The sequence below is a fragment of the Nocardia colli genome (assembly GCF_008704205.1).
GTDB classification, from domain to species: Bacteria; Actinomycetota; Actinomycetes; order Mycobacteriales; family Mycobacteriaceae; genus Nocardia; species Nocardia colli.
In genome coordinates this window covers 20,666-43,058 of record NZ_VXLC01000018.1, presented here as the reverse complement: position 1 = coordinate 43,058, position 22,393 = coordinate 20,666, and the positions used below count along the sequence as shown (strand labels likewise).

At 67.4% G+C, this 22,393-nt stretch carries 20 protein-coding genes and 1 pseudogene; 9 read left to right on the top strand and 12 right to left on the bottom strand.

The features are described from left to right. Nucleotides 1-537: 537 nt before the first annotated feature. A complete protein-coding gene (locus F3087_RS46820; protein WP_223885505.1) occupies nucleotides 538-843 on the top strand; it encodes a hypothetical protein in 306 nt (101 codons plus the stop codon). On the opposite strand, the gene F3087_RS32115 is transcribed toward F3087_RS46820, so the two are convergent. Together F3087_RS32115 and F3087_RS32110 are read right to left on the bottom strand one after the other, a co-directional pair. Beyond that, entirely contained in the window at nucleotides 844-1,026 is a 183-nt protein-coding gene (locus F3087_RS32115) for a YegP family protein (RefSeq protein WP_150405857.1), read from the bottom strand. A gap of 103 nt (nucleotides 1,027-1,129) precedes the next feature. Then, nucleotides 1,130-1,483, bottom strand: a complete 354-nt coding sequence (locus F3087_RS32110) for an ArsR/SmtB family transcription factor (RefSeq protein WP_375904457.1) — start codon at nucleotides 1,481-1,483, stop codon at nucleotides 1,130-1,132. 138 nt (nucleotides 1,484-1,621) lie between these two features. Between F3087_RS32110 and F3087_RS46815 the strand changes: the two are divergent. The 5 genes and pseudogenes from F3087_RS46815 to F3087_RS32090 all read left to right on the top strand — a co-directional run. Beyond that, nucleotides 1,622-2,284: pseudogene (locus F3087_RS46815) on the top strand (energy-coupling factor ABC transporter permease); the annotation flags it as partial. Between the two features lie 33 nt (nucleotides 2,285-2,317). After that, nucleotides 2,318-2,671 (top strand): PDGLE domain-containing protein, encoded by a 354-nt coding sequence (locus F3087_RS46810; RefSeq protein WP_223885525.1) that lies wholly within the window; start codon nucleotides 2,318-2,320, stop codon nucleotides 2,669-2,671. Then, nucleotides 2,672-3,433 carry a cobalt ECF transporter T component CbiQ gene (gene cbiQ / locus F3087_RS32100; protein ID WP_150405854.1) on the top strand — a complete coding sequence of 254 codons (762 nt, stop codon included), beginning with the start codon at nucleotides 2,672-2,674 and terminating at the stop codon, nucleotides 3,431-3,433. Continuing rightward, complete coding sequence (locus F3087_RS32095) at nucleotides 3,430-4,149, top strand: energy-coupling factor ABC transporter ATP-binding protein (protein WP_150405853.1); 720 nt, start codon at nucleotides 3,430-3,432, stop codon at nucleotides 4,147-4,149. The genes cbiQ and F3087_RS32095 overlap by 4 nt, the downstream gene beginning before the upstream one ends. 43 nt (nucleotides 4,150-4,192) lie before the next feature. Then, complete coding sequence (locus tag F3087_RS32090; protein WP_150405852.1) at nucleotides 4,193-4,636, top strand: GNAT family N-acetyltransferase; 444 nt, start codon at nucleotides 4,193-4,195, stop codon at nucleotides 4,634-4,636. Here F3087_RS32090 and F3087_RS32085 read toward each other — a convergent pair. Continuing rightward, on the bottom strand, nucleotides 4,616-5,947 hold the full coding sequence (locus F3087_RS32085; protein WP_150405851.1) for a YhgE/Pip domain-containing protein: 1,332 nt from the start codon (nucleotides 5,945-5,947) through the stop codon (nucleotides 4,616-4,618). The genes F3087_RS32090 and F3087_RS32085 overlap by 21 nt on opposite strands. Nucleotides 5,948-6,052: 105 nt before the next feature. On the opposite strand from F3087_RS32085, the gene F3087_RS32080 reads away from it, so the two are divergent. Next, entirely contained in the window at nucleotides 6,053-6,691 is a 639-nt protein-coding gene (locus F3087_RS32080; RefSeq protein ID WP_191094244.1) for a MerR family transcriptional regulator, read from the top strand. 90 nt (nucleotides 6,692-6,781) lie between these two features. Here F3087_RS32080 and F3087_RS32075 read toward each other — a convergent pair whose 3' ends face one another. Continuing rightward, on the bottom strand, nucleotides 6,782-7,927 hold the full coding sequence (locus tag F3087_RS32075) for an acyl-CoA dehydrogenase family protein (protein ID WP_150405849.1): 1,146 nt from the start codon (nucleotides 7,925-7,927) through the stop codon (nucleotides 6,782-6,784). 256 nt (nucleotides 7,928-8,183) lie between these two features. On the opposite strand from F3087_RS32075, the gene F3087_RS32070 reads away from it, so the two are divergent. Then, nucleotides 8,184-10,175 (top strand): glycosyltransferase family 39 protein, encoded by a 1,992-nt coding sequence (locus tag F3087_RS32070; RefSeq protein ID WP_150405848.1) that lies wholly within the window; start codon nucleotides 8,184-8,186, stop codon nucleotides 10,173-10,175. Between the two features lie 900 nt (nucleotides 10,176-11,075). On the opposite strand, the gene F3087_RS32065 is transcribed toward F3087_RS32070, so the two are convergent. From F3087_RS32065 to F3087_RS32040, 6 genes are all read right to left on the bottom strand, one after another. Beyond that, a complete protein-coding gene (locus F3087_RS32065; RefSeq protein WP_150405847.1) occupies nucleotides 11,076-11,981 on the bottom strand; it encodes a lysophospholipid acyltransferase family protein in 906 nt (301 codons plus the stop codon). A 913-nt stretch (nucleotides 11,982-12,894) separates the two neighbouring features. Beyond that, nucleotides 12,895-14,349, bottom strand: coding sequence for a GTPase HflX (gene hflX / locus F3087_RS32060; protein WP_150406040.1), 1,455 nt, complete (start codon nucleotides 14,347-14,349; stop codon nucleotides 12,895-12,897). Nucleotides 14,350-14,750: 401 nt separating this feature from the next. Next, the gene (gene dapF, locus F3087_RS32055) at nucleotides 14,751-15,653 is read right to left on the bottom strand and encodes a diaminopimelate epimerase (RefSeq protein WP_150406039.1); all 903 of its coding nucleotides are present in this window, start codon (nucleotides 15,651-15,653) and stop codon (nucleotides 14,751-14,753) included. A gap of 33 nt (nucleotides 15,654-15,686) precedes the next feature. Next, a complete protein-coding gene (locus F3087_RS32050) occupies nucleotides 15,687-16,523 on the bottom strand; it encodes a TrmH family RNA methyltransferase (protein ID WP_150405846.1) in 837 nt (278 codons plus the stop codon). Then, nucleotides 16,520-17,452, bottom strand: coding sequence for a tRNA (adenosine(37)-N6)-dimethylallyltransferase MiaA (miaA, locus tag F3087_RS32045; RefSeq protein WP_150405845.1), 933 nt, complete (start codon nucleotides 17,450-17,452; stop codon nucleotides 16,520-16,522). Before miaA ends, F3087_RS32050 begins: the two co-directional genes overlap by 4 nt. Continuing rightward, a complete protein-coding gene (locus tag F3087_RS32040) occupies nucleotides 17,449-18,198 on the bottom strand; it encodes a class III extradiol ring-cleavage dioxygenase family protein (RefSeq protein WP_150405844.1) in 750 nt (249 codons plus the stop codon). Before F3087_RS32040 ends, miaA begins: the two co-directional genes overlap by 4 nt. 253 nt (nucleotides 18,199-18,451) lie before the next feature. Between F3087_RS32040 and F3087_RS32035 the strand changes: the two genes are divergently transcribed. Beyond that, complete coding sequence (locus F3087_RS32035; RefSeq protein ID WP_150405843.1) at nucleotides 18,452-19,813, top strand: DUF349 domain-containing protein; 1,362 nt, start codon at nucleotides 18,452-18,454, stop codon at nucleotides 19,811-19,813. Nucleotides 19,814-20,012: 199 nt separating this feature from the next. Here F3087_RS32035 and F3087_RS32030 read toward each other — a convergent pair whose 3' ends face one another. After that, the gene (locus F3087_RS32030) at nucleotides 20,013-20,759 is read right to left on the bottom strand and encodes an Rv2732c family membrane protein (protein WP_396897593.1); all 747 of its coding nucleotides are present in this window, start codon (nucleotides 20,757-20,759) and stop codon (nucleotides 20,013-20,015) included. Further along, nucleotides 20,756-22,315, bottom strand: a complete 1,560-nt coding sequence (miaB, locus tag F3087_RS32025; protein WP_150405842.1) for a tRNA (N6-isopentenyl adenosine(37)-C2)-methylthiotransferase MiaB — start codon at nucleotides 22,313-22,315, stop codon at nucleotides 20,756-20,758. The genes F3087_RS32030 and miaB overlap by 4 nt, the downstream gene beginning before the upstream one ends. Between the last annotated feature and the right edge of the window lie 78 nt (nucleotides 22,316-22,393).

Below are 22,393 nucleotides of genomic sequence, written 5' to 3'. Positions count from 1 at the left end.
TCCTGAGCTGGCGGCGAGCGGGACATGACGGAGCGCCCACCCGACATTCGCCTCCTTCACGTCCCGTTCGACGTGACTGGGAGCGGCCTGGCGGCCTGGTCATTCGGCGAGCGGGGCGTGGCGGAGCGTCTACTCGACATATGCCTCCGCCATGTCCCGCTGGGCGCGTGAGTGGGGTGGGGTGGGACCTGGCGGGATTGGGTTGGTATCTCACGGATGGTGGGGTGGGGGCGTTTTCAGGGTGTGAGTATGCAGCGGAGGTTGTCTGGGGTTCACGCGTCTCGATTGGCTGAGCGCGGTTGGGGGTCTGCTGGGTGGGGGAATGGGCGGCCGTCGCCTCGGTTGCGGAATCTAGGGTTGTTGACTTCGGGGCCAGCGCCCCTGCCGCACACCGATGCGGAGCTCGAGCGTCTGCTGGTGATGTTGCAGCAACAGGGTCGGAATGGGACGACCGTCAGCATTGGGCACAGCCGGGATGCGAACTCTGTCGCTGCCGCGGAGGCTTTTGCTTCGGCGTGGCGTGCGCGTGGGTGCCGCGTGTCGGCTGTGGTGGATTGGCCGGAGGACGCGGCATCTTGGTTGCGGCAGGCGCGGCGCCTCACTGCCGGGGAGCCCGACGCGTGGGTAATTGCCGCTGCGGTCGAGGGTTTCGTTCAGTTGAGCCGACGGCTCGTGCACTCCACGCAGTGGACCGCGCGGCGCACGTTCGCGTTCGCGGCGCTGGCCGATGCCAGGTGCGGCGCGCTCGCGGGCCCCGGAGTCCTGGACGGACTGCGGGGCGCAACCAGCGAAGGTGCGGGTTGGGCAATCTCCGGCAACGAGGTGGTTCTCGTCGCCGAGTGATTACCCGGTCTGGTCGTCGATGGTGGCGACGGAGGCGTTCTTCTGTACCGACTCGATGCCGTTCTTCGCCGCGGCCTTGCTCTCATAGGCTTGGCTCGCGGCGATGACCTCACCGTTCGGCGCTTTGAGTCGCCACCGGGTCTTCGCGGCCTTGTCCGTGTACAGCTCGAATTTCGCGGCCATCACTAACCTCGTCTTTCGTTCGACCGGATAACACCTGTCCCAAGCGGGATAACCGATCGATGCCCGCTCAATCGCCGTAGCGATCATTCGGCAAAGCCGACGGTCAGGTGCTACCGACCGCCTCGTGCTGGATCGATTCCTCGGCGTGCGTGGCGCCGATCCAGTGCAGCAGGTCGTGAATCGTGTCGTCGGCGAGGCGGTAGCGGACGATGCGGCCGTGCTTCGAACTGGCCACCCACCCTTGATGACGGAGCAGGCGCAGGGCGTGCGAGACGGCGGTGCCGGACATGCCGACCGCCGCGGCGAGATCACTGACGCTGATATCGGGCGCGTGATGCAGGCACACCAGGAGCCGGAGCCGGTTGGCGTCGGAAAGCAGTTCGAAGCGGCCGGCCCAGTGCTCGATGCCGGCGATGTCCAAACCCGATGCGGCACGGCCTGCGTGATCGGGGTCCAGCGGGATGCTCACTGCCACATGTCCACTCTGCCGGTCCTGGGCGCATACGACCAGTGCTTGCGATATCAGAACATCTGTTCAGTTGATCAGATATCGCGCGTATCGTCTTCAGGGGTGAGCAGCAGCACCACCCAGGCCATGCACATGAGCGACGGCATCGTGAACGCGCCGACCTCGTTGATCTTCGCGGTGATCGCGGTCGCGGGCCTCGGATTCGCCGGCTGGCGGGCGCGCGCCGAACTGGACGAGCGGGCCGCGCCGATGGCCGGACTGGTGGCCGCGTTCATCTTCGCGGTGCAGATGGTGAACTTCCCGATCATGCCCGGGGTGAGCGGGCACCTGCTGGGCGGTGCGCTCGCCGCGATCCTGGTCGGGCCGTACGTCGGCGCGTTGTGCGTGGCGATTGTGCTTGTGGTTCAAGCGCTTCTGTTCGCCGACGGCGGGTTGACCGCGCTCGGGACGAACATCACCAACATGTCGCTGATCGGCGTGACCGTCGGATATACGGTCGCTCGTCTGGTCCTGCCGGTGCTGTCCCGGCGCCGGGCGGATGCGGGAATCGGGATCGTCGGATTCGTCGCCGCCTTCGTCGGAACTGTCGGTGCCGCAATGGGGTTCGTGATCGAGTACGCGATCGGTGGCGCTGCGGGTTCGACCGTCGGGGCGGTCGCCGGGTACATGCTGGTCACGCACGCGTTGATCGGTGTCGGCGAAGGGATCATCACCGCGATCACGCTCATCGCCGTGGTGAATGCGCGACCCGATCTCGTTTACCTACTACGGGTTACCGGTCAGCGCCGTACGGCCGCGACACCGCTGCGGCCCAGGTTGTCGATGACCGGGTTCTTGTTCGCGTTCGCCGCGGTGGCCGTGCTCGTCGCGGGACTGCTGTCCTACGTGGCGAGTTCGCAGCCGGACGGGCTCGACGCCACCACCCAGCGCGGCTGCACGGCCGTTCAGGTGGACGGCGCCGAACAACTCCAGGGTGACTGCATCGCCAAGAACGCCACGGAACACCACCTCGCGAAATCGCCGCTGGCCGGGTACACGATCGATGGCGACGACAAACTCACCGGCGTGGCAGGCATTCTCGGGGTGGCCGCCGCGTTCGCGGTGTTGTTCGCGGTGGTGAACCTGATCCGCACGGGACGACGCAAGCATCCGGCCGCTCAGTCGGAGTCGGCGTAAGTGACCGTTACCAGCCATCGCCTGTATCTGCCGGGAAGTTCACCGGCGCATCGGGTTCCGGCCGAGGTGAAGATCGTGTGCGCGGTGCTCACGGTGTTCGCCGTCGTGGCGACGCCGCGGGAGTTGTTCTGGCCGTTCGGTTGCTACGCGCTCGGGTTGGTCGCGCTGTGGCGGTGGGCGGGTATTCCGCTGCGCTGGATCGGGCCGCGGCTGCTCATCGAACTGCCTTTCGTCGTGCTGGCGGTGCTGCTGCCGTTCGCGGCGGGTGAGCCGAGGACGACGTTTCTCGGGTTGTCGCTGTCGACGACCGGACTGTATGCGGCGTGGGGAATTGTGGCGAAAGGGACTATCGGCGTGGGGGTTTCGTTGACGTTGGCCGCCACGACGAGCGTGCGTGAACTGCCGGGTGGACTGACCAGGCTGCGGGTTCCCGGCATGATCGTCACGATTGTCGTGCTGATGCTCCGTTACGTCGACGTGCTCCTGGAAGAGGCGGCGCGGATGCGGCTGGCGCGGATCTCCCGCGGCGACGATCCGCGCACCCTCCGCCAAGCGGGCGCGACCGCACGTGGCGCGGGCACCCTGTTCCTGCGTTCCTACGAACGCGGTGAGCGAGTTCATCTGGCGATGCTGTCGCGCGGGTTCGACGGCGCCGTACCGGATTTCGGCACGCTGCCCGCGACCCGAACCCAGTGGCTGCTCGGCTGCGTACCCGCTGCTGTCGCGATCTGCGTCTGCCTGACCGCGTGGGTGCTCCGATGACCGATCTCGCCACGCCCGCAGTACGTCTGGTCGACCTGACCTTCGCCTATCCCGACGGAACCGGCGCGCTACACGGGGTGAATCTCGATATCCAGCCCGGCGAACGGGTCGCCGTCCTCGGTCCCAACGGCGCCGGAAAATCCACCCTCATGCTGCATTTGAACGGCGTGCTCACCGCGGAATCCGGCGAGGTGCACATCGGCGGAACCTTGTTGGACCGCAGCACCGTTCGCACCATCCGGCAACGCGTCGGCCTCGTCTTCCAAGACCCCGACGATCAACTGTTCATGCCGACCGTCGAACAGGACGTCGCCTTCGGACCCGCCAATTTCGGCGTTCGCGGCGACCAGCTCAACGAAAACGTCCGCGACGCCCTCGCCGCCGTCGGCATGTCCGACCGAGCCGACCGCTCCCCCACCCAGCTCTCCGTCGGCGAACGCCGCCGCGCCGCCTTGGCCACCGTCCTGGCCTGCCGCCCAGAGGTACTCGTCCTGGACGAGCCGGCCGCCAACCTCGACCCCGTCGCCCGCCGCGAACTCGCCGACGTCCTGACCGCCCTCCCCACCACAATCCTGATGGTCACGCACGATCTCCCCTACGCCCAGCGCATCTGCGACCGCGTCGTCATCCTCGACGGCGGCCGCATCGTCGCGAACGGACCGACGGACGAAATACTCGACGACACAGCACTTCTCGCCAAACACCGGCTGAGCTGACCGCGACCGATCGCCCGCCGTGGCCGTCGATTACGTTGACCGCATGAGTGATATCCAGATCTCGACCGCACTCCATGCCACGGCCGAACTCGCACAGGAGCTGAACGCGCTGGTCCGCCAGCTCTCGAAGACGGCAGCGCCGCTCACCGTCGACGCGCTCGCCGAACTCATCGAATCCGATTCCGCGACACTGCTCCTCGCCGAGACCGACGCGCGCCTGGTCGGCACCCTCACGCTCATCACCTACGCGATCCCGACCGGCATCCGCGCCCGAATCGAAGACGTCGTCGTCGACGAGTCTGCCCGGGGCAAGGGCGTCGCGCTCGAACTCACCAACACCGCAGTCGAACTCGCCCGCAAGGCCGGCGCCCGCACGGTCGATCTGACGTCGCGACCGTCCCGCGAAGCGGCGAACCGCCTCTACCAACGCGCAGGCTTCACGCCCCGCGACTCCCTCACCTACCGTCTACCCCTCGAGCAGAACTGACTCCCGCTGAGCGCTCGCCGGCGTAGGCGCGGACTCCGGGTGGCGGTGCAGGCCTTTGCGCTCGTAGAACGAGGTCGCCGCATACCCGAGTACAAGCGCGAGGATCAGCCCGACGCCCATCATCGTCCAGGCTCGGAACAGCCCGGCGTCACCGGAAGCGTTGAAGTACAGGATCGCTCGAACGCCTCCGGTGAGTTGCCGCATGGGTTCGAACACGCTGAGGTGCCGATAGAACGCGGGCACGGTCTCCAGCGGAATCGTGCCGCCGGACGACGGGATCGCCAGCGCGATGAAGACGAAGGTGGACACGAACATGCCAGGCGTACCGAAGGTCGCCAGGATCGACAGGCAGCTGATGCCGACCGCGACGATGCCGAAGTAGGAGAACACCCACAGCAGGGGCAGGTGGCCGGCGTCCATGCCGAGCACGGCGATGGACGCGATCATGATCAACGTGGCCATCGGCACGGCCAGCCCGGCCATCAATCCCCAAGCGGTGTACAGGGTATGGCGACGGTCGATGGGCGCCTTGGGTCCGTGACTGTGCCACGGGCCCAGGTCGCTCGGCGCGAAACCCAAGCCGGAGTCGACGAGACCGTTCAAGACGTTCGCGCCGATGAATCCGCACATCACCAGCAGCAGCGTGTAGAAGAAGGCGGTCATGCCCAGGCCGCTGTTCTCGCTGAGCGCGTGGCCGACGTCGGTGCGGATCGAGATCGGATCGGCGAGCAGGTACTGCTGGTCCACGGTCAGCGTTTGGTGCTGCCGGGCGACCGTGGTCAGCTGATCACCCAGGCGGGCAGAGGCGGTATGGGCGGCCTGCTGGGCGACGCTCGACGCCAGGGATGACGCGAGGCTGCCCGCGGCAGGGTTGGTCAGGATGGTGACCGCCGGGTGCTGTCCGGCTTGCCGGGCCGGATCACCAAGGGCGAGAACCGAAGACGTGAAGTCGGCCGGCACGACGAGAGCGCCGTAGAGCTTGCCCTCGGCCATCTCGTCGCGGGCTTGCTGCTCGGTGAGCTGTTTCCAGGCCACCTTGCCATCGGTGGACGCGGCGGTGATGCCGTCGGTGATCCGCTGCCCGATATTCAACCGGCCATCGGCCTGGGCCGCGCCGGCGTCCGAATTCACCAGCCCGACCGGCAACTCGTGCATCGCTGCCCGCGGGTTCACGATCGCACCCATGTACGCCAGGGAAAGCAGGAAGGCGAAGACGCTGAGGATGACGCCTGCGGGCACCCACATCTTGCGCGAGCGCAGTACCTGACGTGCGGTGACGCGGACGGCGTCAGCCTGCGGTTTTTCGGTCATCGGCTTCTTTCCCCATGATTGGATACTTGAACTATCCAATGTAGGATAGCTGCACTATCCAACGAGGACCATCGGGTCTTCGTCACACCCGCGGAGGTACGCACCGTGAAGCTGTCGGAACTGAGCGAGCGGTCGGGCGTGCCGATCGCGAGCATCAAGTTCTATCGACGGGAAGGACTGCTGCCCCCGGGTCGCTCGCTGCGCGCGACCACAGCGGACTACGACGAGGGACACCTGCGCCGGCTCGAATTGATCCGGGCGATGACCCGATTCGGCGGCCTCCCGGTCGCCGCGGTTCGCGATGTCCTTGCGGCACTGGACGAACCGCACAGTCCGGCGGAGGTGCTGGGCATCGTGGATTACGCCATGCCCACCGATCTACCCGAGGGCGCGGCCTCGGTACCGGACGAGGACGGTCCGGTGTGGGCGGCGGAATTGGTCGAGCGGATGGGGTGGGACGTCTCGGAGCAATCGCCGCACCGGGCGGCGCTCGACGAGCGGATGCGTGCGCTACAGCGCCTCGACATGGACTGGGACATCGAGGAATTGCTGCCGTACGCGCAGCTGGCGGAATCGGTGGCGCGGCTCGACGCCACACACATGCAGCAGCTCGGCGACAACGTGACCCTGGCCGAACGCGCGGTGGTCTTCAGCGCGTTGTTCGGGCCGGTGCTGGCCTTGTTGCGTCGGCTCGCGCACGAGAATCAAGCCCGGCAGCGCAGCGATACACCTTCGGGCACTTGAGGATTGCTGAACGTCGGCGTCGGCGAATGACCAGAGGTGGCGCGCGGCGTCATCGGCCGCGCGCCACCTCATCGTCGAAACAGCTTGCGATCAGGACAGTTTCAGCGAACGCCCGATGATTTCCTTCATGATCTCGGTGGTGCCGCCGTAGATCGTCTGGACGCGAGCGTCCATGTACGCCTTGGCAATCGGGTATTCCTTCATGTAGCCGTAGCCGCCGTGCAGCTGCAGGCAGCGGTCGATCAGCTCGACCTGCTCCTCGGTGCTCCACCACTTCGCCATGGCGGCGTCCTCGACGGAGAGCTTGCCGCGGTTGAGGTCCTCGATGAAGCGGTCGACCAGGACGCGCACGGCGGTGGTCTTGGTGGCGAGTTCGGCGAGGACGAAACGGGTGTTCTGGAAGGTGCCGATCGGCTTGCCGAATGCCTTGCGGTCGCGGACGTACTGAATGGTCATGTCCAGGCAGGCCTCCATCGCGGCGGCGGCCATCACGGCGATGGACAGGCGCTCCTGCGGGAGGTTCTGCATCAGGTGGATGAAGCCCTGCCCCTCCTGACCGAGCAGGTTGGCGGCGGGCACCCGGACATCGGTGAAGCTCAACTCGGCGGTGTCCTGCGCCTTGAGGCCGAGCTTGTCCAGGTTGCGGCCGCGTTCGAAGCCGGGCATGCCGCGCTCGACGACGAGCAGGCTGAAGCCCATCGCGCCCTTCTCCGGGTCGGTCTGCGCGACCACGATGACGATGTCGGAGTTGATGCCGTTGGTGATGAAGGTCTTGGAGCCGTTGAGCACCCAGTCGTCGCCGTCGCGGACCGCGCGGGTCTTGATGCCCTGGAGGTCGGAGCCGGTGCCGGGCTCGGTCATGGCGATCGCGGTGATGATCTCGCCGGAACAGAAGCCGGGCAGCCAGCGCTGCTTCTGCTCCTCGTTGGCCAGCTCGGACAGGTACGGGGCGATCACATCGTTGTGCAGGGCGAAACCGAGCCCGGAGTACTGGCCGCGCACCGATTCCTCGGCCACGATGGCGTTGTAGCGGAAATCCTTGACCCCGCCGCCGCCATATTCCTCCGGCATGGCCATACCGAGGAAGCCCTGCTTGCCCGCCTCGAGCCAGACCTCGCGGTCGACAATCCCCTGCTCTTCCCACTTCGCGTGGTTCGGCGCGACGTGCTGATCGAGAAACTTGCGGAACGACTCCCGGAACAGATCATGCTCGGGTTCGAACAGTGTGCGCTCCACACCAACCTCCTAGTGACCACACCGGCCGGTCCACACCGACCCGTCGTTGTCTCATACGGTACCCGGAATGAGAATCGCAGTTCACTTCTGGGGCGTAATCGTCTGCTAACCAGGCCCTGCGGCGGGGTGCGCGGAAGAAGATCGAGATTCTCGACAAACCGCGGCGGAACCGGCCGTGTCCTCGACCACACAATTCCGTCGCCGTGTTAACCCGCTGTCCAACTTTTGGTGAACATCAGCATGCGACCGTTGCGCAATGGCGGCGACCCTCATCGCGACGGCTCCGACCGGTTCCGTTGCCTCATCCCCCAGTCCGACAGCTCTGCCCCCGGCGCGTCCGGTGGAACGTGCCGGGCTGGCCGTGCTGTTGCTCGGAACCGCGATCGCGTACCTGTGGCACATCAGCGTGAACGGCATGGGCAACAACTTCTACGCGGGTGCGGCCTGGGCTGGGTCGCGGGACTGGAAGGCGTTACTGTTCGGGTCGCTGGATCCGGGCAACTTCATCACGGTGGACAAGCCGCCGGTCTCGCAGTGGGTGATGGGGCTGTCCGGGCAGCTGTTCGGGTTCAGCAGTGCGAGCATGCTGGTGCCGCAGGCGTTGATGGCGGTGGGGGCGGTGGGGTTGACGTATGCGGCGGTGACGCGGGCGACGCTCAGCCGGGGTGCGGGGTTGCTGGCCGGGCTGGTGCTGGCGGCAACTCCGGTGGTGGCGTTGATGTTTCGGTTCAACAATCCGGACGCGGTGTTGGTGTTGCTGATGACGGCGGGCGGGTATTGCACGATCCGGGCGTTGGAGCGGGCGGACGGGCGTTGGTTGATGTTGGCGGGGGTGGCGCTGGGGTTCGCGTTTTTGGCGAAGTTGCTCGAAGGGTTGATGGTGTTGCCCGCGTTGGGTGTCACTTATTTGATTGTTGCGCCGACTTCGTTACGTAATCGGTTGTGGCACTTGGTTGGTGCGGCTGCGGCGCTGGTTGTTTCCGCGGGTTGGTATGTGTTGCTGACCATTTTGTGGCCTGAGTCGTCGCGGCCTTATCTCGCGGGGTCGGCGGACAACTCGTTCATGGATTCAGTGTTGGGCTACAACGGTTTTGGCCGGTTCCTCGGTAATACGCCGGCGACTGGTCAGATCGCGCTACCGGCCGGGTATCAAACGCCGCCGGGGTTGTTGCAGAGTTTCAATGATTTCGGGTCGCCGGGTCTTGGTCGATTGTTCGTCGGGGAGAGTGGGTTCGAGATCTCGTGGCTGGTGCCGGCTGCGCTGTTGGCGTTCGTGGTGGTGCTGGCGTCGCGGTGGAATGCACCGCGTACTGATCAAATACGTGGGGCGGCATTGGTTTTCGGGTTGTGGCTGATCACCATGGGTGGGGCGTTCAGTGCGATGAAGGCGATCGAGCATTCCTATTACACGCTGACTCTCGCGCCCGCTGCGGCCGGGATGCTCGCGGTTGGCGTGTACGAGCTGTGGCGACGGCGGGACGAGCTGTTCGGCAAGCTCGGGGCGGCCGCGTTGATCCTGACCATGGGATTGTGGTCTTTGGTTGTGCTGCAACGTAATTCGGACTGGATGCCGTGGTTGCGCTGGACTGTCGCGGCGGTGGCGGTGGTCGCTGCGCTCGGAGTCCTGGTGACCGTGGTCCCGGTTCCGGCGGGGTGGCGTGCCGCGCGGACCAGGGTGACCGCGGTTCTGCTGGTCGTCGGAGTGCTCGCCGGACTCGGCGGATCGACGGCCTATGCGGCGGCCACCTTGCCGCAGGCGCATACCGGCCGCAGTCCCGTCGTCGGTCCGGCCAAGCCCGTCGAGACCGGCATCGCCGCCCTGATCCACCGCCAAACCCAGAACTTCGCCGACGGCGGCGCCTTCACCAACCCGCAACTCGTCACGATGCTGATGAGCAGCACGACCAGATGGTCCGCCGCGGTCGATCGCGGCTCGATCGCCGCCGCCCTCGAATTGGCCAGCCGCACACCGGTAATCGCCATCGGCGGATTCGCGGCCGAAGACCCGGCACCAACGCTAGAGGAGTTCCAGCACATCGTGGCCGATCATGAGTTGACCTACTACCTGGTCCAGGAGATGCAACTCCCCGCCTCCTGGAAAACCGGCGGCCAACCCGCCCCAACCACCCCCGAAACCCCCTGGCAGGTAACCGGAAAACCCGAAATCGCCACCTGGGTCAGCCACCACTACACCGCCACCCACATAGGCAACATCGCCGTCTACGACCTAACCCCCCACCCCAACTAACCCTCAACCCGCACCACTTCTGATTTCCCGCACCGAAATTCGCATGCAATTCTCGGTGCGGGAAATCAAAAGTGGTGCGGCGACGTCACTACGGCCCATGCGCACTCGCCAGGACGAGCGTTGAGCTCGGCGCGACGGACTGCGTGCGCAAATCCGCTGGATGCCAGTAGCGGAGGTGGCGAAGGCAGGCGCTCGCCAAGCCTGGTTGTCAGCTCGACGCGAGGGACAGACTTGCTGCGCAAGCCGCTGGATGCCAGCGGCGGAGGCGATCGAGGTAAGCCCTTCGCCAGGTCAGATCGTCAGCTCGACGTGGAGGACGGGCCACACATGTAACCCGCCGACGATGTCAGTGGCGGAGGCGGGCTCGGACGAAGAGCGTACGGCCTGCGCAAATCCGCTGGATGTCAGCGGCGGAGGCGGCCGAGGTATCCGCTCGCCAGAACAGATAGTCAGCTCGGCGCAGGCGAACCGCCCGCACACATCCGCCGAACGCCACCAGCCAACGCAGGCGCTCCCCCGGGTCAGGAAGCCAGCTCAGCGGGAGGAACAGACCACCCACACATCCGCCGATTGCCAGTGGCGGAGGCAGGCGCTCGCCAAGCCTGGTTGTCAGCTCGACGCGAGGGACAGACGGACTGCGCAAGCCCGCTGGATGTCAGCGGCGGAGGCGGTCGAGGTTGCCGCTCGCCAGGTCAGGTTGCCAGCTCGGCGCGGAGGACGGACCGCCCGAACACATCCGCTGAGCGCCAGCAGCCGAGGCAGGCACTCTTCACGTCAGGTGGCCAGCTCAGCGGGGGGCAGGCTACCCACACATCCGCCGATTGCTAGTGGCAGACGCTCGCCAGGTCAGGCTGTCAGCTCGGTGCGAGGGACGGACCGACCGCACAATCCCGCCCGATGTCAGCGGCGGAGGCGGTCGCGTACGCGGCCGAGGAGGGTGCGGCCGGAGTCGTGGTCGCGTTCGGTGAAGAGGAATTTCAGTTCCTCCTCCAGTGCCTTGCGGACTACGTCGCGCAATTCCTTTGCGGCCGTGGTGATGTCGTCGGCGTCGCGCCAGGGGGCCGGGTCGATCGGGGTGCCGGCGGAGAAGTAGAAGCGTTCGGGGCGTGGGAGGACGGTGGGGCCGAGGCCGCGGAGCAGTGGGGGTGTCAGTTCGGGGTTCATGCCGAGGGCTTGGACGGTCCAGCGCAGAGGGCGCAGCAGTGGGTGGTCGCCGTCGATCACGATGTCGTAGGCGTCGTCTACGCCGATCATCGCGACCGGCACGATCGGCGCGCCCGCTTCGATCGCCATTCGCGCGAAGCCGGTGCGGCCCTCCCACTTGAGCAGGTACTTCTCGTTTTTGCGGCGTACCGCCTCGCGACCGCCGCCGGGGAAAACGATGACGGCCTCGCCGCGCTTCAGCAGGGCCAGGCAGTTGCCGCGGGTGCCGCGGACCGCGCCGTAGCGATGCAGGAAGTGCCGCACGCCGGGGACCGCGATCAGCACGTTCTCGGCGAGCCCGCGAATCAGCCGGCCACGCCGGCGCAGCACCTCGGGCAGCAGCAGCGGGGCGTCGATGCCGCCCATCAGATTGTGATTGCCGACGAGCAGCACGGGCCCATCGGTCGGGATGTTGTCGAGTCCGTAGAACCGCGGACTCGTCCACGCCCGCAGCGGCGACAGCAGCGCCTCGATTACCCGAAGATCGCTGTCGGTCAGCGAAACCGCCAGCGGAGCCCCGTCACTGAGCGCAGGCTTGTCGAGCACCAGCGCACCAGACGCCTTGCCTGCGGAATCGGCCGAACCCGAACGGTCGTGCGACATACATCCCTCCTGATGTCGCCCCGAACGATACCGTAACGAAATCCACTGTGCCGCATCACATGTGAGCGCCGACACAGTCCACTCGGTCTGCTATGAAGTTACCGATCTTCCCCACCCTCGAAAACCACCCCCAGCCTGCCCCGCACCATTCCTCCCCCACCGCACGAATTTGCTGCCAATTTCACCCGCTCCAACACAACCTTTGCGCGCAGCGTGACTCATGCGCGCCAACCAGGGGCAACCGGAGCAGACCGGTTTTCCCTGCCGCACCTCAGCGAGCCAGCCAATGAACCCGAGCCAACACTGGTCCAAGCCGAGGAGCAAAGAATTCCCGCCGGACCACCTCCAAGTTCTCACCCAAGACCACACCGCCGACACCGGCGTTGACACCGCGATCACCCGAGCTCACGGCCTCGAAGTGCCCATGGACGGCACAGCCACAATCGAGGTCAGATACCTCTGACCCCACACCTGCCCCGCGCAGCCGCTGAGCGGGACATAGCTGCGGCATAGTGCGAGTGAGCCCTCGGCCAGGTCCCGTTCGATACTTCGTTCGGTGCGTGGTCCGCTAGATGCCGGTTGCGCGGCCACATGGTGCAACCCACACGGCCTACTCACCCCAACCACGCTCGACAGGCGAAGCCGTATCCGCCGAACGGGACATGGTTCCGCCGAAGCGCGGGAAACCCTCAGCCGAGTCCCGCTCGACGGCAGCGAACTCACCGAACGGGACATGTCTGTGCCGAAATGCGAGTCAAGCCTCAGCTAGGTCCCGTTCGACGGTAGAGAGCTCGCCGAGCGGGACATGGTTGCGGCGAGGGCCGAGTGAGTGGTCAGGCAGGTCCCGGTCGACGGCCGGAGCTTGTCGGGTGGGACCTGGCTGGGGTTGACGTGTGGACAGAGTCCGGGTGGGTCAAGGGGCGGTGTGGCCGTTGGTTTCGGGGGTGGCGGAGCCGCCGGCGTGGGCGTATTCGGAGAGGGCCGCGGCGAGGGAGTGCGGGACTCGGGCGTGGACTCGGGTGCCGCCTTCCTCGTGGGTGGAGTCGATGATGCGGCCGTCGGCGTGGATGCGGGCGAGGAGGTCGCCTCGGCTGTAGGGCAGCAGGATGCTGATTTCGGCGTCGAGGCCGCCGAGTACCTCGGCGAGGCGGTCGCGCAGGGCGTCGATGCCGAGATCGGCGCGGACCGAGACGTAGGCCGCGTCGGGGAGCTGGCCGCGGAGGCGGGTGAGGGCCATGGGATCGAGGGCGTCGATCTTGTTGACCACCAGCAGTTCCGGCGGGGCGGGGGTGCCCTGTTCCTTGATCACGTCGGTGATCACCTCGCGGACCGCCTTGATCTGCTCGGCGGGCAGCGCGTCGGAGCCGTCGACCACGTGCAGCAGCAGGTCGGCGCCGGTGACCTCCTCCAGCGTCGACCGGAACGCCTCGACCAGCTGGGTCGGCAGGTGCCGGACGAAACCGACGGTGTCGGTGAAGACGACCTCGCGGCCGTCGTCGAGATCGGCGCGCCGGGTGGTCGGATCCAGGGTGGCGAACAGCGCGTCCTGCACCAGGAGTCCGGCGCCGGTGAGCGCGTTCATCAGGCTGGACTTGCCCGCGTTGGTGTAGCCGACGATCGCGACGGACGGGATGCCGCTGGAGTTGCGGCGGGCCCGCATGGTGTCGCGCGCGGTCTTCATTTCACGAATCTCGCGGCGCAGCTTGGCCATCCGCTCACGGATGCGCCGACGATCGGTTTCGATCTTCGTCTCACCGGGACCACGAAGACCCACACCACCGTTGCTGCCGGCGCGACCACCGGCCTGCCGGGACATGGACTCACCCCAGCCGCGCAGTCGCGGCAGCATGTATTCCATCTGCGCGAGCGCGACCTGCGCCTTGCCCTCGCGGGAGGTGGCGTGCTGGGCGAAGATGTCCAAGATCAGCGCGGTCCGGTCGATCACCTTGACCTTGACTACCTTCTCCAGCGCGGTCAGCTGCGCGGGAGTCAATTCACCGTCGCAGATGACGGTGTCGGCGCCGGTTTCGAGCACCACGGCCCGCAGCTCTTCGGCCTTGCCGGAACCGATGTAGGTGGCCGGGTCCGGCTTGTCGCGGCGCTGGATCAGCCCTTCGAGCACCTCGGAACCGGCGGTCTCGGCGAGCGCGGCCAGTTCGGTCATGCTCGCGTCGGCCTGCGCGGCGCTGCCCGTGGTCCACACCCCGACCAGCACGACCCGTTCCAGGCGCAGCTGCCGGTACTCGACCTCGGTGATGTCGGTGAGTTCGGTGGACAGCCCGGCGATGCGACGCAGCGAGCTGCGTTCGTCGAGCTGCATCTCGCCGACCGTGGGCTCGGCGGACGTCCAGCCGCCGGAGCGCTTCATCCGCGCGGCGTGCTCGGCGACGACATCGCCGGTGACGGCGTCGTCGTCCCCAGCGCCGTCAGCGGCAGCGTCGAGCTGGATGTCGTCATCGGCCGTCTCGGTGAAGTCGTCGGCCGGAGTGAATTCGTACGTCTTGGATTTCGTCATTCAACCTCATCGATTGCTACTCGGACCGGTAGAAAAACCGCTCCCCGGTAAGCAGATCGACATCATCGTTGGCACTTGGTTGTGTGCCGGTGTCCCCTCAGATTACGCCCATCACGGTTCCGTACCGCTGGACCGCGGTCAAGCGAGTTTCGCCGCCGACCCGCCTACTACGCTCGGCATTGAGCATTTATGCAGTTCAGCTATGTCTCCCGAAGCGCCCGAGCCCCGCCCTGCCTCGTCCGATGACAGAGCACCTAGAGCGATCCGAGGTGCTGCCACCAGCCCTCGGCGATAGTGCCCGATGCGACGAGGACCGAGGGGCCGCGCAGCCAGGCGGTGCCGTTGGCGAGGCCGACGGTGACCTCACCGCCGGGGATGCGGACGCGGACTTCGCCGGTGTCGGTGGCGATGTCGAATCCTTCGCGGGCCAGGGCCGCTGCGGCTGCGGCGACGGTTCCGGTTCCGCAGGAACGGGTTTCGCCTACGCCGCGTTCGTAGACGCGCATGTCGACGGAGCCGTCGGCGAGGGCGGTCACGATTTCCACGTTGACGCCGTGTGGGAAGAGGTCGGGGTCGTAGCCGGGAGGCACGGTGAGGTCGAGTTTGGCCAGGGCGTCGGCGGACAGGTCGGGGACGACGCAGGCCAGGTGCGGGTTGCCGACGTCGATGCCGATGCCGGAGTAGGCCCAGCCCTCGACGGTGGCGGTGGATTCGCCCAGTTCGCGCACGGTGCCCATGTCCACGGTGACCATGTCGACCGTGACGTCACCGTCGACCGCACCGGCGGAATGCACGACCACCGGGCGTCCGCCGGCCCGGCTGCCGACGACGAATTCGTGCGCGGTCTCCAGACCGGAAGACACCAGGTAGTGAGCGAAAACGCGAACCCCGTTGCCGCACATCTCGGCGATCGAACCGTCGGCGTTGCGGTAGTCCATGAACCAGTCGGTCTCGCTCACCGCAGGCGGCAGCTCGGACAGCACCCCGGCCGCGCGCAACGCGCCGGCTCGCGCGACCCGCAGCACACCATCGGCCCCGAGACCGCGCTGCCGATCGCACAGCGCGCTGATCCGCTCGGCGGTCAGCTCCAGCTGAACCTCGAGGTCGGGCAGCACCACGAAGTCGTTCTGGGTGCCGTGCCCTTTGGTGAACGCGATATCCGACACGTGCGTGTTCTCCCTAACTGCTCGTCATTTGGCAAACGTCCGGCGCTGCCGGGAAATTTCGTAGAGCGCGACGGCCGCGGCCGAGGGCGCGCCGAGCGAACTCGCGGTGCCGCCCATCGGGATGTGCACCATGTCGTCGCAGGCGTCCTGCCAGGCGGCGCTCATTCCGCTGGTCTCGTTGCCGACGACGAGGATGGTGGCCTCGGTGAAGTCGTGATCGTAGGCCGCGCGCGGGCCGTTCTCGTCGGTGCCGACGATCCGGGTCGGAATGCCGCGCTGCACCTGCCGGTCCCGGAACTCCAGAACCTGGGCGGCGCCGGCCGCACGCAGCACCGGCATCGCGAACAACGACCCGGTGGACGCGCGCACAGCCTGCGGGTCGTACTGGTCGGCGCCGTGTCCCGTGACGATCACGCCGCTGGCGCCGAACGCGTCGGCCGATCGGATCAGCGTGCCGAGGTTGCCCGGCGAGTTCGGCCGGTCGAACACGACGACCACGGGCGCGTCCTCGCCCGGCTCCCCCGGCTCGAACGTGTCCAGTTCCTGCTGCCGCGACACCGCGACCGCCACCAATTCCGGTATGCCGCCGACCTTTTCACCGAGCTCGGCCATCAGCTCCGGCACCAGGCCGACCTGCGGCACGTCGCTGGTGTCGAGCACCTCCCTGGCCCAACCGGACAGATCGGGAGTCCCGAGGCGATAGAGCAGCGTCTCCAACGGCCAGTCGTTGGCCACGGCCTGGGTGATCGGGCGCACGCCCTGCACCAGGAAGCGTCCGTCCCGATGACGTTTGGTCCGGTTGTTCAGATACGCCTGCCACACCTGGACCGAGGCATTGCGGGTGCTCACACGTCGGGTCACTGCGGAGTCCGTTCTTTCTCGTCGAGCAGGGCGAGCGCGGTCGCCACCAGATCGGGGGCGGCGCCGTCCACCCAGTGCACCCGGGGGTCGCGCCGGAACCACGAGCGCTGCCGTCGAACGTAGCGCCGGGTACCGATGAGGGTGCGTTCTCGCGCGTGCTTCAAGTCGTATTCGTTGTCGAGGTAGGACAGGACTTGTGCGTATCCGATGGCGCGCCGGGCGGTGACGCCGTCGCGCAGTCCATGGTCGAGCAAAGCGCGGACCTCGTCGACGAGTCCGGCGGCGAACATCAGCTCGGTGCGGCGTTCGATCCGCTCGTCCAAGGCGGCGGTGTCGCGGTCGACGCCGATGATCACGGTGCCCCAGCGCGGCGTGCCGATCTCGGGCGCGGACGCGGCGAACGGCTGACCGGTGAGTTCGACGACCTCGAGCGCGCGCACCATGCGCCGCCCGTCGGTGGGCAGGATGGTGGCCGCCGCGGCCGGATCGGCGGCCTGCAACGCCGCGTGCACCGCATCGACCCCGCCCTCGGCGAGCACGGCTTCCCAGCGGGCGCGCACGACCGGGTCGGTGGCCGGGAACTCCCACTTGTCCAGCAGCGCTTGCACATACATCATCGAGCCGCCGACGATCACCGGGACGCGGCCGCGCGCCATGATCTCGACCACGTCCGCGCTCGCCGCGGACTGGTACGCGGCGACGGTCGCGGTTTCGGTCACGTCGAGCACATCGAGTTGATGATGCGGAATGTCACGCCGCTCTTCGACGGTGAGTTTCGCGGTGCCGACATCCATGCCGCGGTAGAGCTGCATCGCGTCGATGTTGACGATCTCGCCGCCGAGTCGTTCGGCCAGGTCGAGGCCGAGATTCGATTTGCCGGTCGCGGTAGGACCGACGACGGCGATCGGGGTGATGCCTGGATCGCTCACGCGGACTCCGCCGGTCGCCACAGACTCACGTCATAACCGACGCCGAACGGAGCGTCCTGATAGAACGTCTCGACCACCGGATCGACGTCGAACAGCCCGGCCAGCACCTGATAGGCAGCCCGGCCGGACATCACCAATTCCGCACACAGGCCGGGATCCAGCGCTCGTAATCCGGCCCGGTCTCCTGTGGCCAGCGCGCGGTCCAGCTCGTCCTGCACGCCGGCTGCCCGCTCGTCGAGATATCCGGGCGCCTTCAACGACAACGTCGCGGCACCGTCGGCGATAACAAGCACCCCGTGCCGTTCGTCCGAATTGTCCAATTCTGCACGCAATTTCGCGCCGAGCTCGAAGCAACAAGCCACCGGAGTGTCCTCAGCCACAATGCGAACCTCGGCACTCACCGCCGGCGCCACCTGTCCCCGCAACCACCCAGCGATCAACACCGGCAGCGGATGCTGGGGATCCGGCTCAGCCGTAGCGTCCGGCGAAAGCGCGACCCGCACGTCCGCGCCGAACCCGCGGAACGTACCAACCGCCTCGGGACCGAACACCTGGTCGGCGGCCCCGGTGCCGATCACTGTCCAGCGGTCTGTCACTCCCGCAAGCCTTTCCGCGGCAGCCAGCACGGCCGCCCGCAGCACCGCGCGCGGATCGTCGAGCCGGCCGGGAATCGCGCCCGTCACACCGCCGCAGAGCTCGGGCACCAGGATCGGCGGCGACGGGACCAGGGCGGCAATCGAGAACACGGGTTAACCGTAACCGTTCCGCGCGACGCCCTTACGCACCGCGGGTACCGCCCGGGTTCGAGTGTCTCTGCCGCAAAGCTGGTCGAGATTGATACTGTTCGATGAGCTACAACCCAGGTCATCAGGGGTTGCAATCCCCGAGATTCCTGCACGTGAAGGCCTGGGTCGATGGTCACAAGCGCTCGGACCGGGTTCAATGGGATGAGCTAGGGCGTAACCAGGCAGCCGTGACGCGCGGCAGGGACGAGGAGCAATGACCGACAGCAACGGAACCGCGAAAGCCAGCCCCGGCGCGATGCCGCGCTCTTCCGGTGCCCCGAAACCCGGCGGCTCGGTCCAACCTCCCAAGCCGCACGCGACGCCGGGCCAGACTCAGCATCCGCATCCCGTGGTGCCCACCACCTCCGATCCCAGCGCCTGGGGCCGGGTCGACGACGACGGCACCGCCTGGGTGAAGACCGCCGACGGCGAACGCCAGGTCGGCTCCTGGCAGGCCGGGGACGCCGCCGAGGGGCTGGCCCACTTCGGCCGCCGGTTCGACGACCTGGCCACCGAGGTCGCGCTCCTGGAAGCCCGCCTCGCGGCCGGCGCGGACGCGCGCAAGACCAAGGCCGCCGCCGTCGCCCTCGCCGAATCGCTGCCCACCGCCGCCGTCATCGGCGATATCGACGGGCTGACCAAGCGCCTGGCCGCGATCGCCGAACACTCCGAAGAGGCTGCCGCGCAGGCCAAGGAGGAGAAGGACAAGGCGCGCCACGAGCACACCGAGCGCAAGGAAACGCTGTGCGCCGAGGCGGAGAAGATCGCCGCCGAATCCACCCAGTGGAAGGCCGCGGGCGATCGGCTGCGCGAGATCCTCGACGAGTGGAAGTCGATCCGCGGCGTGGACCGCAAGGTCGACGACGCGTTGTGGAAGCGCTACTCCAAGGCCCGGGAGGCGTTCAACCGCAGGCGCGGCGCGCACTTCGCCGAGCTCGACCGGGAACGCGCGTCGGCGAAGACGCGCAAGGAAGAGCTGTGCGTGCGCGCCGAGGAACTGTCCGGCTCGACCGACTGGGTCGGCACCGCGGGCATCTTCCGCGACCTGCTCGCCGAATGGAAGGCCGCGGGCCGCGCGCCGCGCGAGGCCGACGAGGCGCTGTGGCGGCGGTTCAAGAGCGCACAGGACGTGTTCTTCGCCGCCCGCAATGCCGCGGTCACCGAACGCGACGCCGAGTTCGACACGAACGCCGCCGCCAAGGAAGAACTGCTGACGGCCTACGAGCACATCGACCCGGCCAACGGCCTGGAGGCCGCCCGCGCGTCGCTGCGGGAATTGCAGGACAAGTGGGACGCCATCGGCAAGGTTCCGCGCGAACGCATGCAGGAGCTGGAAGGCAAGCTGCGCGCTATCGAGAAGCGGGTCCGCGACGCGGTCGACGCGCAGTGGCGGCGCACCGACCCGGAGGCGATGGCGCGGGCAGCCCAATTCCGTGAGCGGGTAGCGCAATTCGAGGAGCAGGCTGCCAAGGCTCAGGCCGCGGGTAAGGCTCGCGATGCGGAGAAGGCGCTGGAGCAGGCCAAGCAGTGGCGGGAGTGGGCCGAGGCGGCGGAGGGCGCGGTCACCAACCGCTGACGTCGACCCGCTGAGGGCGGCGGCACCGATCGCTGAAAGCCGCACACTCCTTGATGTGTCGCATACCGAATTGCATGCGATTCGGTATGCGCCTCGTCAGGAGGTGTGCGGCTGCCGGTATCCGCACGCGCGTCTGTCGATTGGCGGAGTCCAGCACGCGAATCGACATAGACCCGCCTCAGGAAGTTGTACCGCTACTTCACTTTTCGCCGGTGAGGCGACGACGGTCGCGCTCCTCGGCGGCGATCGACGCATTGCGGCGCTGCTCTTCCGCCGCCAGCTGCAGCGCGGTGCGACTCCACACCACGCGAATCCAGTGGAACGTCAACACGATCGCGGCAATGGTGCCCAAGATGAGGCCGATGGCCGGTCCGGCACCGTGGTAGTTGTTGATGCCGGGCGTCTGCCGGTGCCAGATCGAGAAGACACCGAACACGCTGGTGATAGCCGTGCCCGCGACCGCGATCCACGCCAGGAACCACCGCCGCGTCATCAGCGCGAGCGTCGAGAACCCGACGCCGAAAACGACCAGGAACCAGACGAAGATCCGCGACGGCAGCCCGATGTGCTCCATCCGCGCCGCCTCGGTACCGAGCAGCACGTCGAACCCGCGCGCACCGCCGGCGTGCGGCAGCACCAGCGAGAGCAGCAGTACGAACACCGCGCCGGCCACCACCATGGCGCGCACGCCGGGATCGATCTCGCCGGCGATGCGTCGTTCCACCGCATCGAGATCATCGCGGAACTGCTCGAAGTTGCTGCTCTCGACCGAGTTCACTGAACCCTCGTTTCGTTCGGCTGGTTCGTGGTTCGCTGCTGTGCCCGCGTCCACTGTGCCATCACCGGGTTCGTTCGCCGCGGCCGACCCACTACCGCCGGTAGTAGGTTTGTGGTCGGGTTCCGCGCCACCGGCCACGAAGCCGTCGTCGCCAGGCTTGTCGTTCATGCGCCGCAACCGGTCGAACAGCCTGCGGCCGCGACCGGTTCCGGCGCGGGCGCGCCGATGCGGGGCAGCCCGAGGCCGACACCGATCGGCTCGGTCTTCGGGGTGACGCCGCGTTCGTGCGCGTCACCCGCGGTGGTGCGCCGATGCGACTTGATCGGCGAGTCGGCGATCAGGTGATGCGGCGCGGCCTCGGTGATGTCGACGGTGACGATGTCGCCGGGACGGATCGACTCCGGCGTGCCGTCCGGCCGGAAATGCACCAGCCTGCCGTCGCGGGCGCGACCGCTCATCCGCGCGGTGGCGGCGTTCTTCTTGCCCGCCCCGTCGGCGACCAGCAGTTCGACCTCGGTACCGATCAGCGCCCGATTCGCGTCCAGCGAGACTTCCTCCTGCAACGCGATGAGCCGCATATAGCGTTCCTGCACAACGGCTTTCGGCAGCTGATCGGGCATGTCCGCAGCCGGCGTACCCGGTCGCTTGGAGTACTGGAAGGTGTACGCGCTGGTGAACCGCGCCTGCCGGACCACGTCCAGGGTCTCCTGGAAATCCTCCTCGGTCTCCCCCGGGAACCCGACGATGATGTCGGTGGTGATCGCCGCGTGCGGCATCACCGCCCGCACCTTCTCGATGATGCCCAGGAAGCGTGCCTTGCGGTAGGAGCGGCGCATCGACTTGAGCACCTTGTCCGAACCGGACTGCAACGGCATGTGCAGCTGCGGGCAGATGTTCGGCGTCTCGGCCATCGCCTCGATCACGTCGTCGGTGAACTCGGCCGGGTGCGGCGAGGTGAAGCGCACGCGCTCGAGTCCGTCGATGCCGCCGCACGCCCGCAACAGCTTGGCGAACGCGCCGCGGTCGCGCGTCTCCTCCGGGTCGGCGAACGAGGCGCCGTAGGCGTTCACGTTCTGCCCGAGCAGCGTCACCTCCAGCACACCCTGGTCGACCAGCGCCTGCACCTCGGCGAGGACGTCACCGGGACGGCGGTCGACCTCTTTGCCGCGCAGCGACGGAACGATGCAGAAGGTGCAGGTGTTGTTGCAACCCACCGAGATCGACACCCAGCCCGAGTACGCGGACTCGCGCTTGGCCGGCAGGCTCGACGGGAACGCCTCCAGCGACTCCAGGATCTCCACCTGCGCCTCGGCGTTGTGCCGCGCGCGTTCCAGCAGGACCGGTAGCGAGCCGATGTTGTGTGTGCCGAACACCACATCCACCCACGGCGCCTTGCGCACGACCGTGCCGCGGTCCTTCTGCGCCAGGCAGCCGCCGACGGCGATCTGCATGCCCGGCTGGTCGGCCTTGATCGACGCCAGATGACCGAGGGTGCCGTACAGCTTGTTGTCCGCGTTCTCGCGCACCGCGCAGGTGTTGAGCACGACCAGGTCGGCCGTCGCCCCCGGCGCGGCCTTCACGTAACCCGCGTCCTCCAGGAGTCCGGACAAGCGTTCGGAATCGTGCACGTTCATCTGGCAGCCGAAGGTGCGTACCTCGTAGCTGCGCGAGCCGTCAGTGGGGAGTTGGGTGGGGTTCAACACTGCCTGTCCGATCGAATCCACGCGTCCAGAGTACGGGCAGCGGCAACCCCAATTTTAGGGGCATCGGCCTCGGGAACGCGCCGCCAAACGGCGGCACGT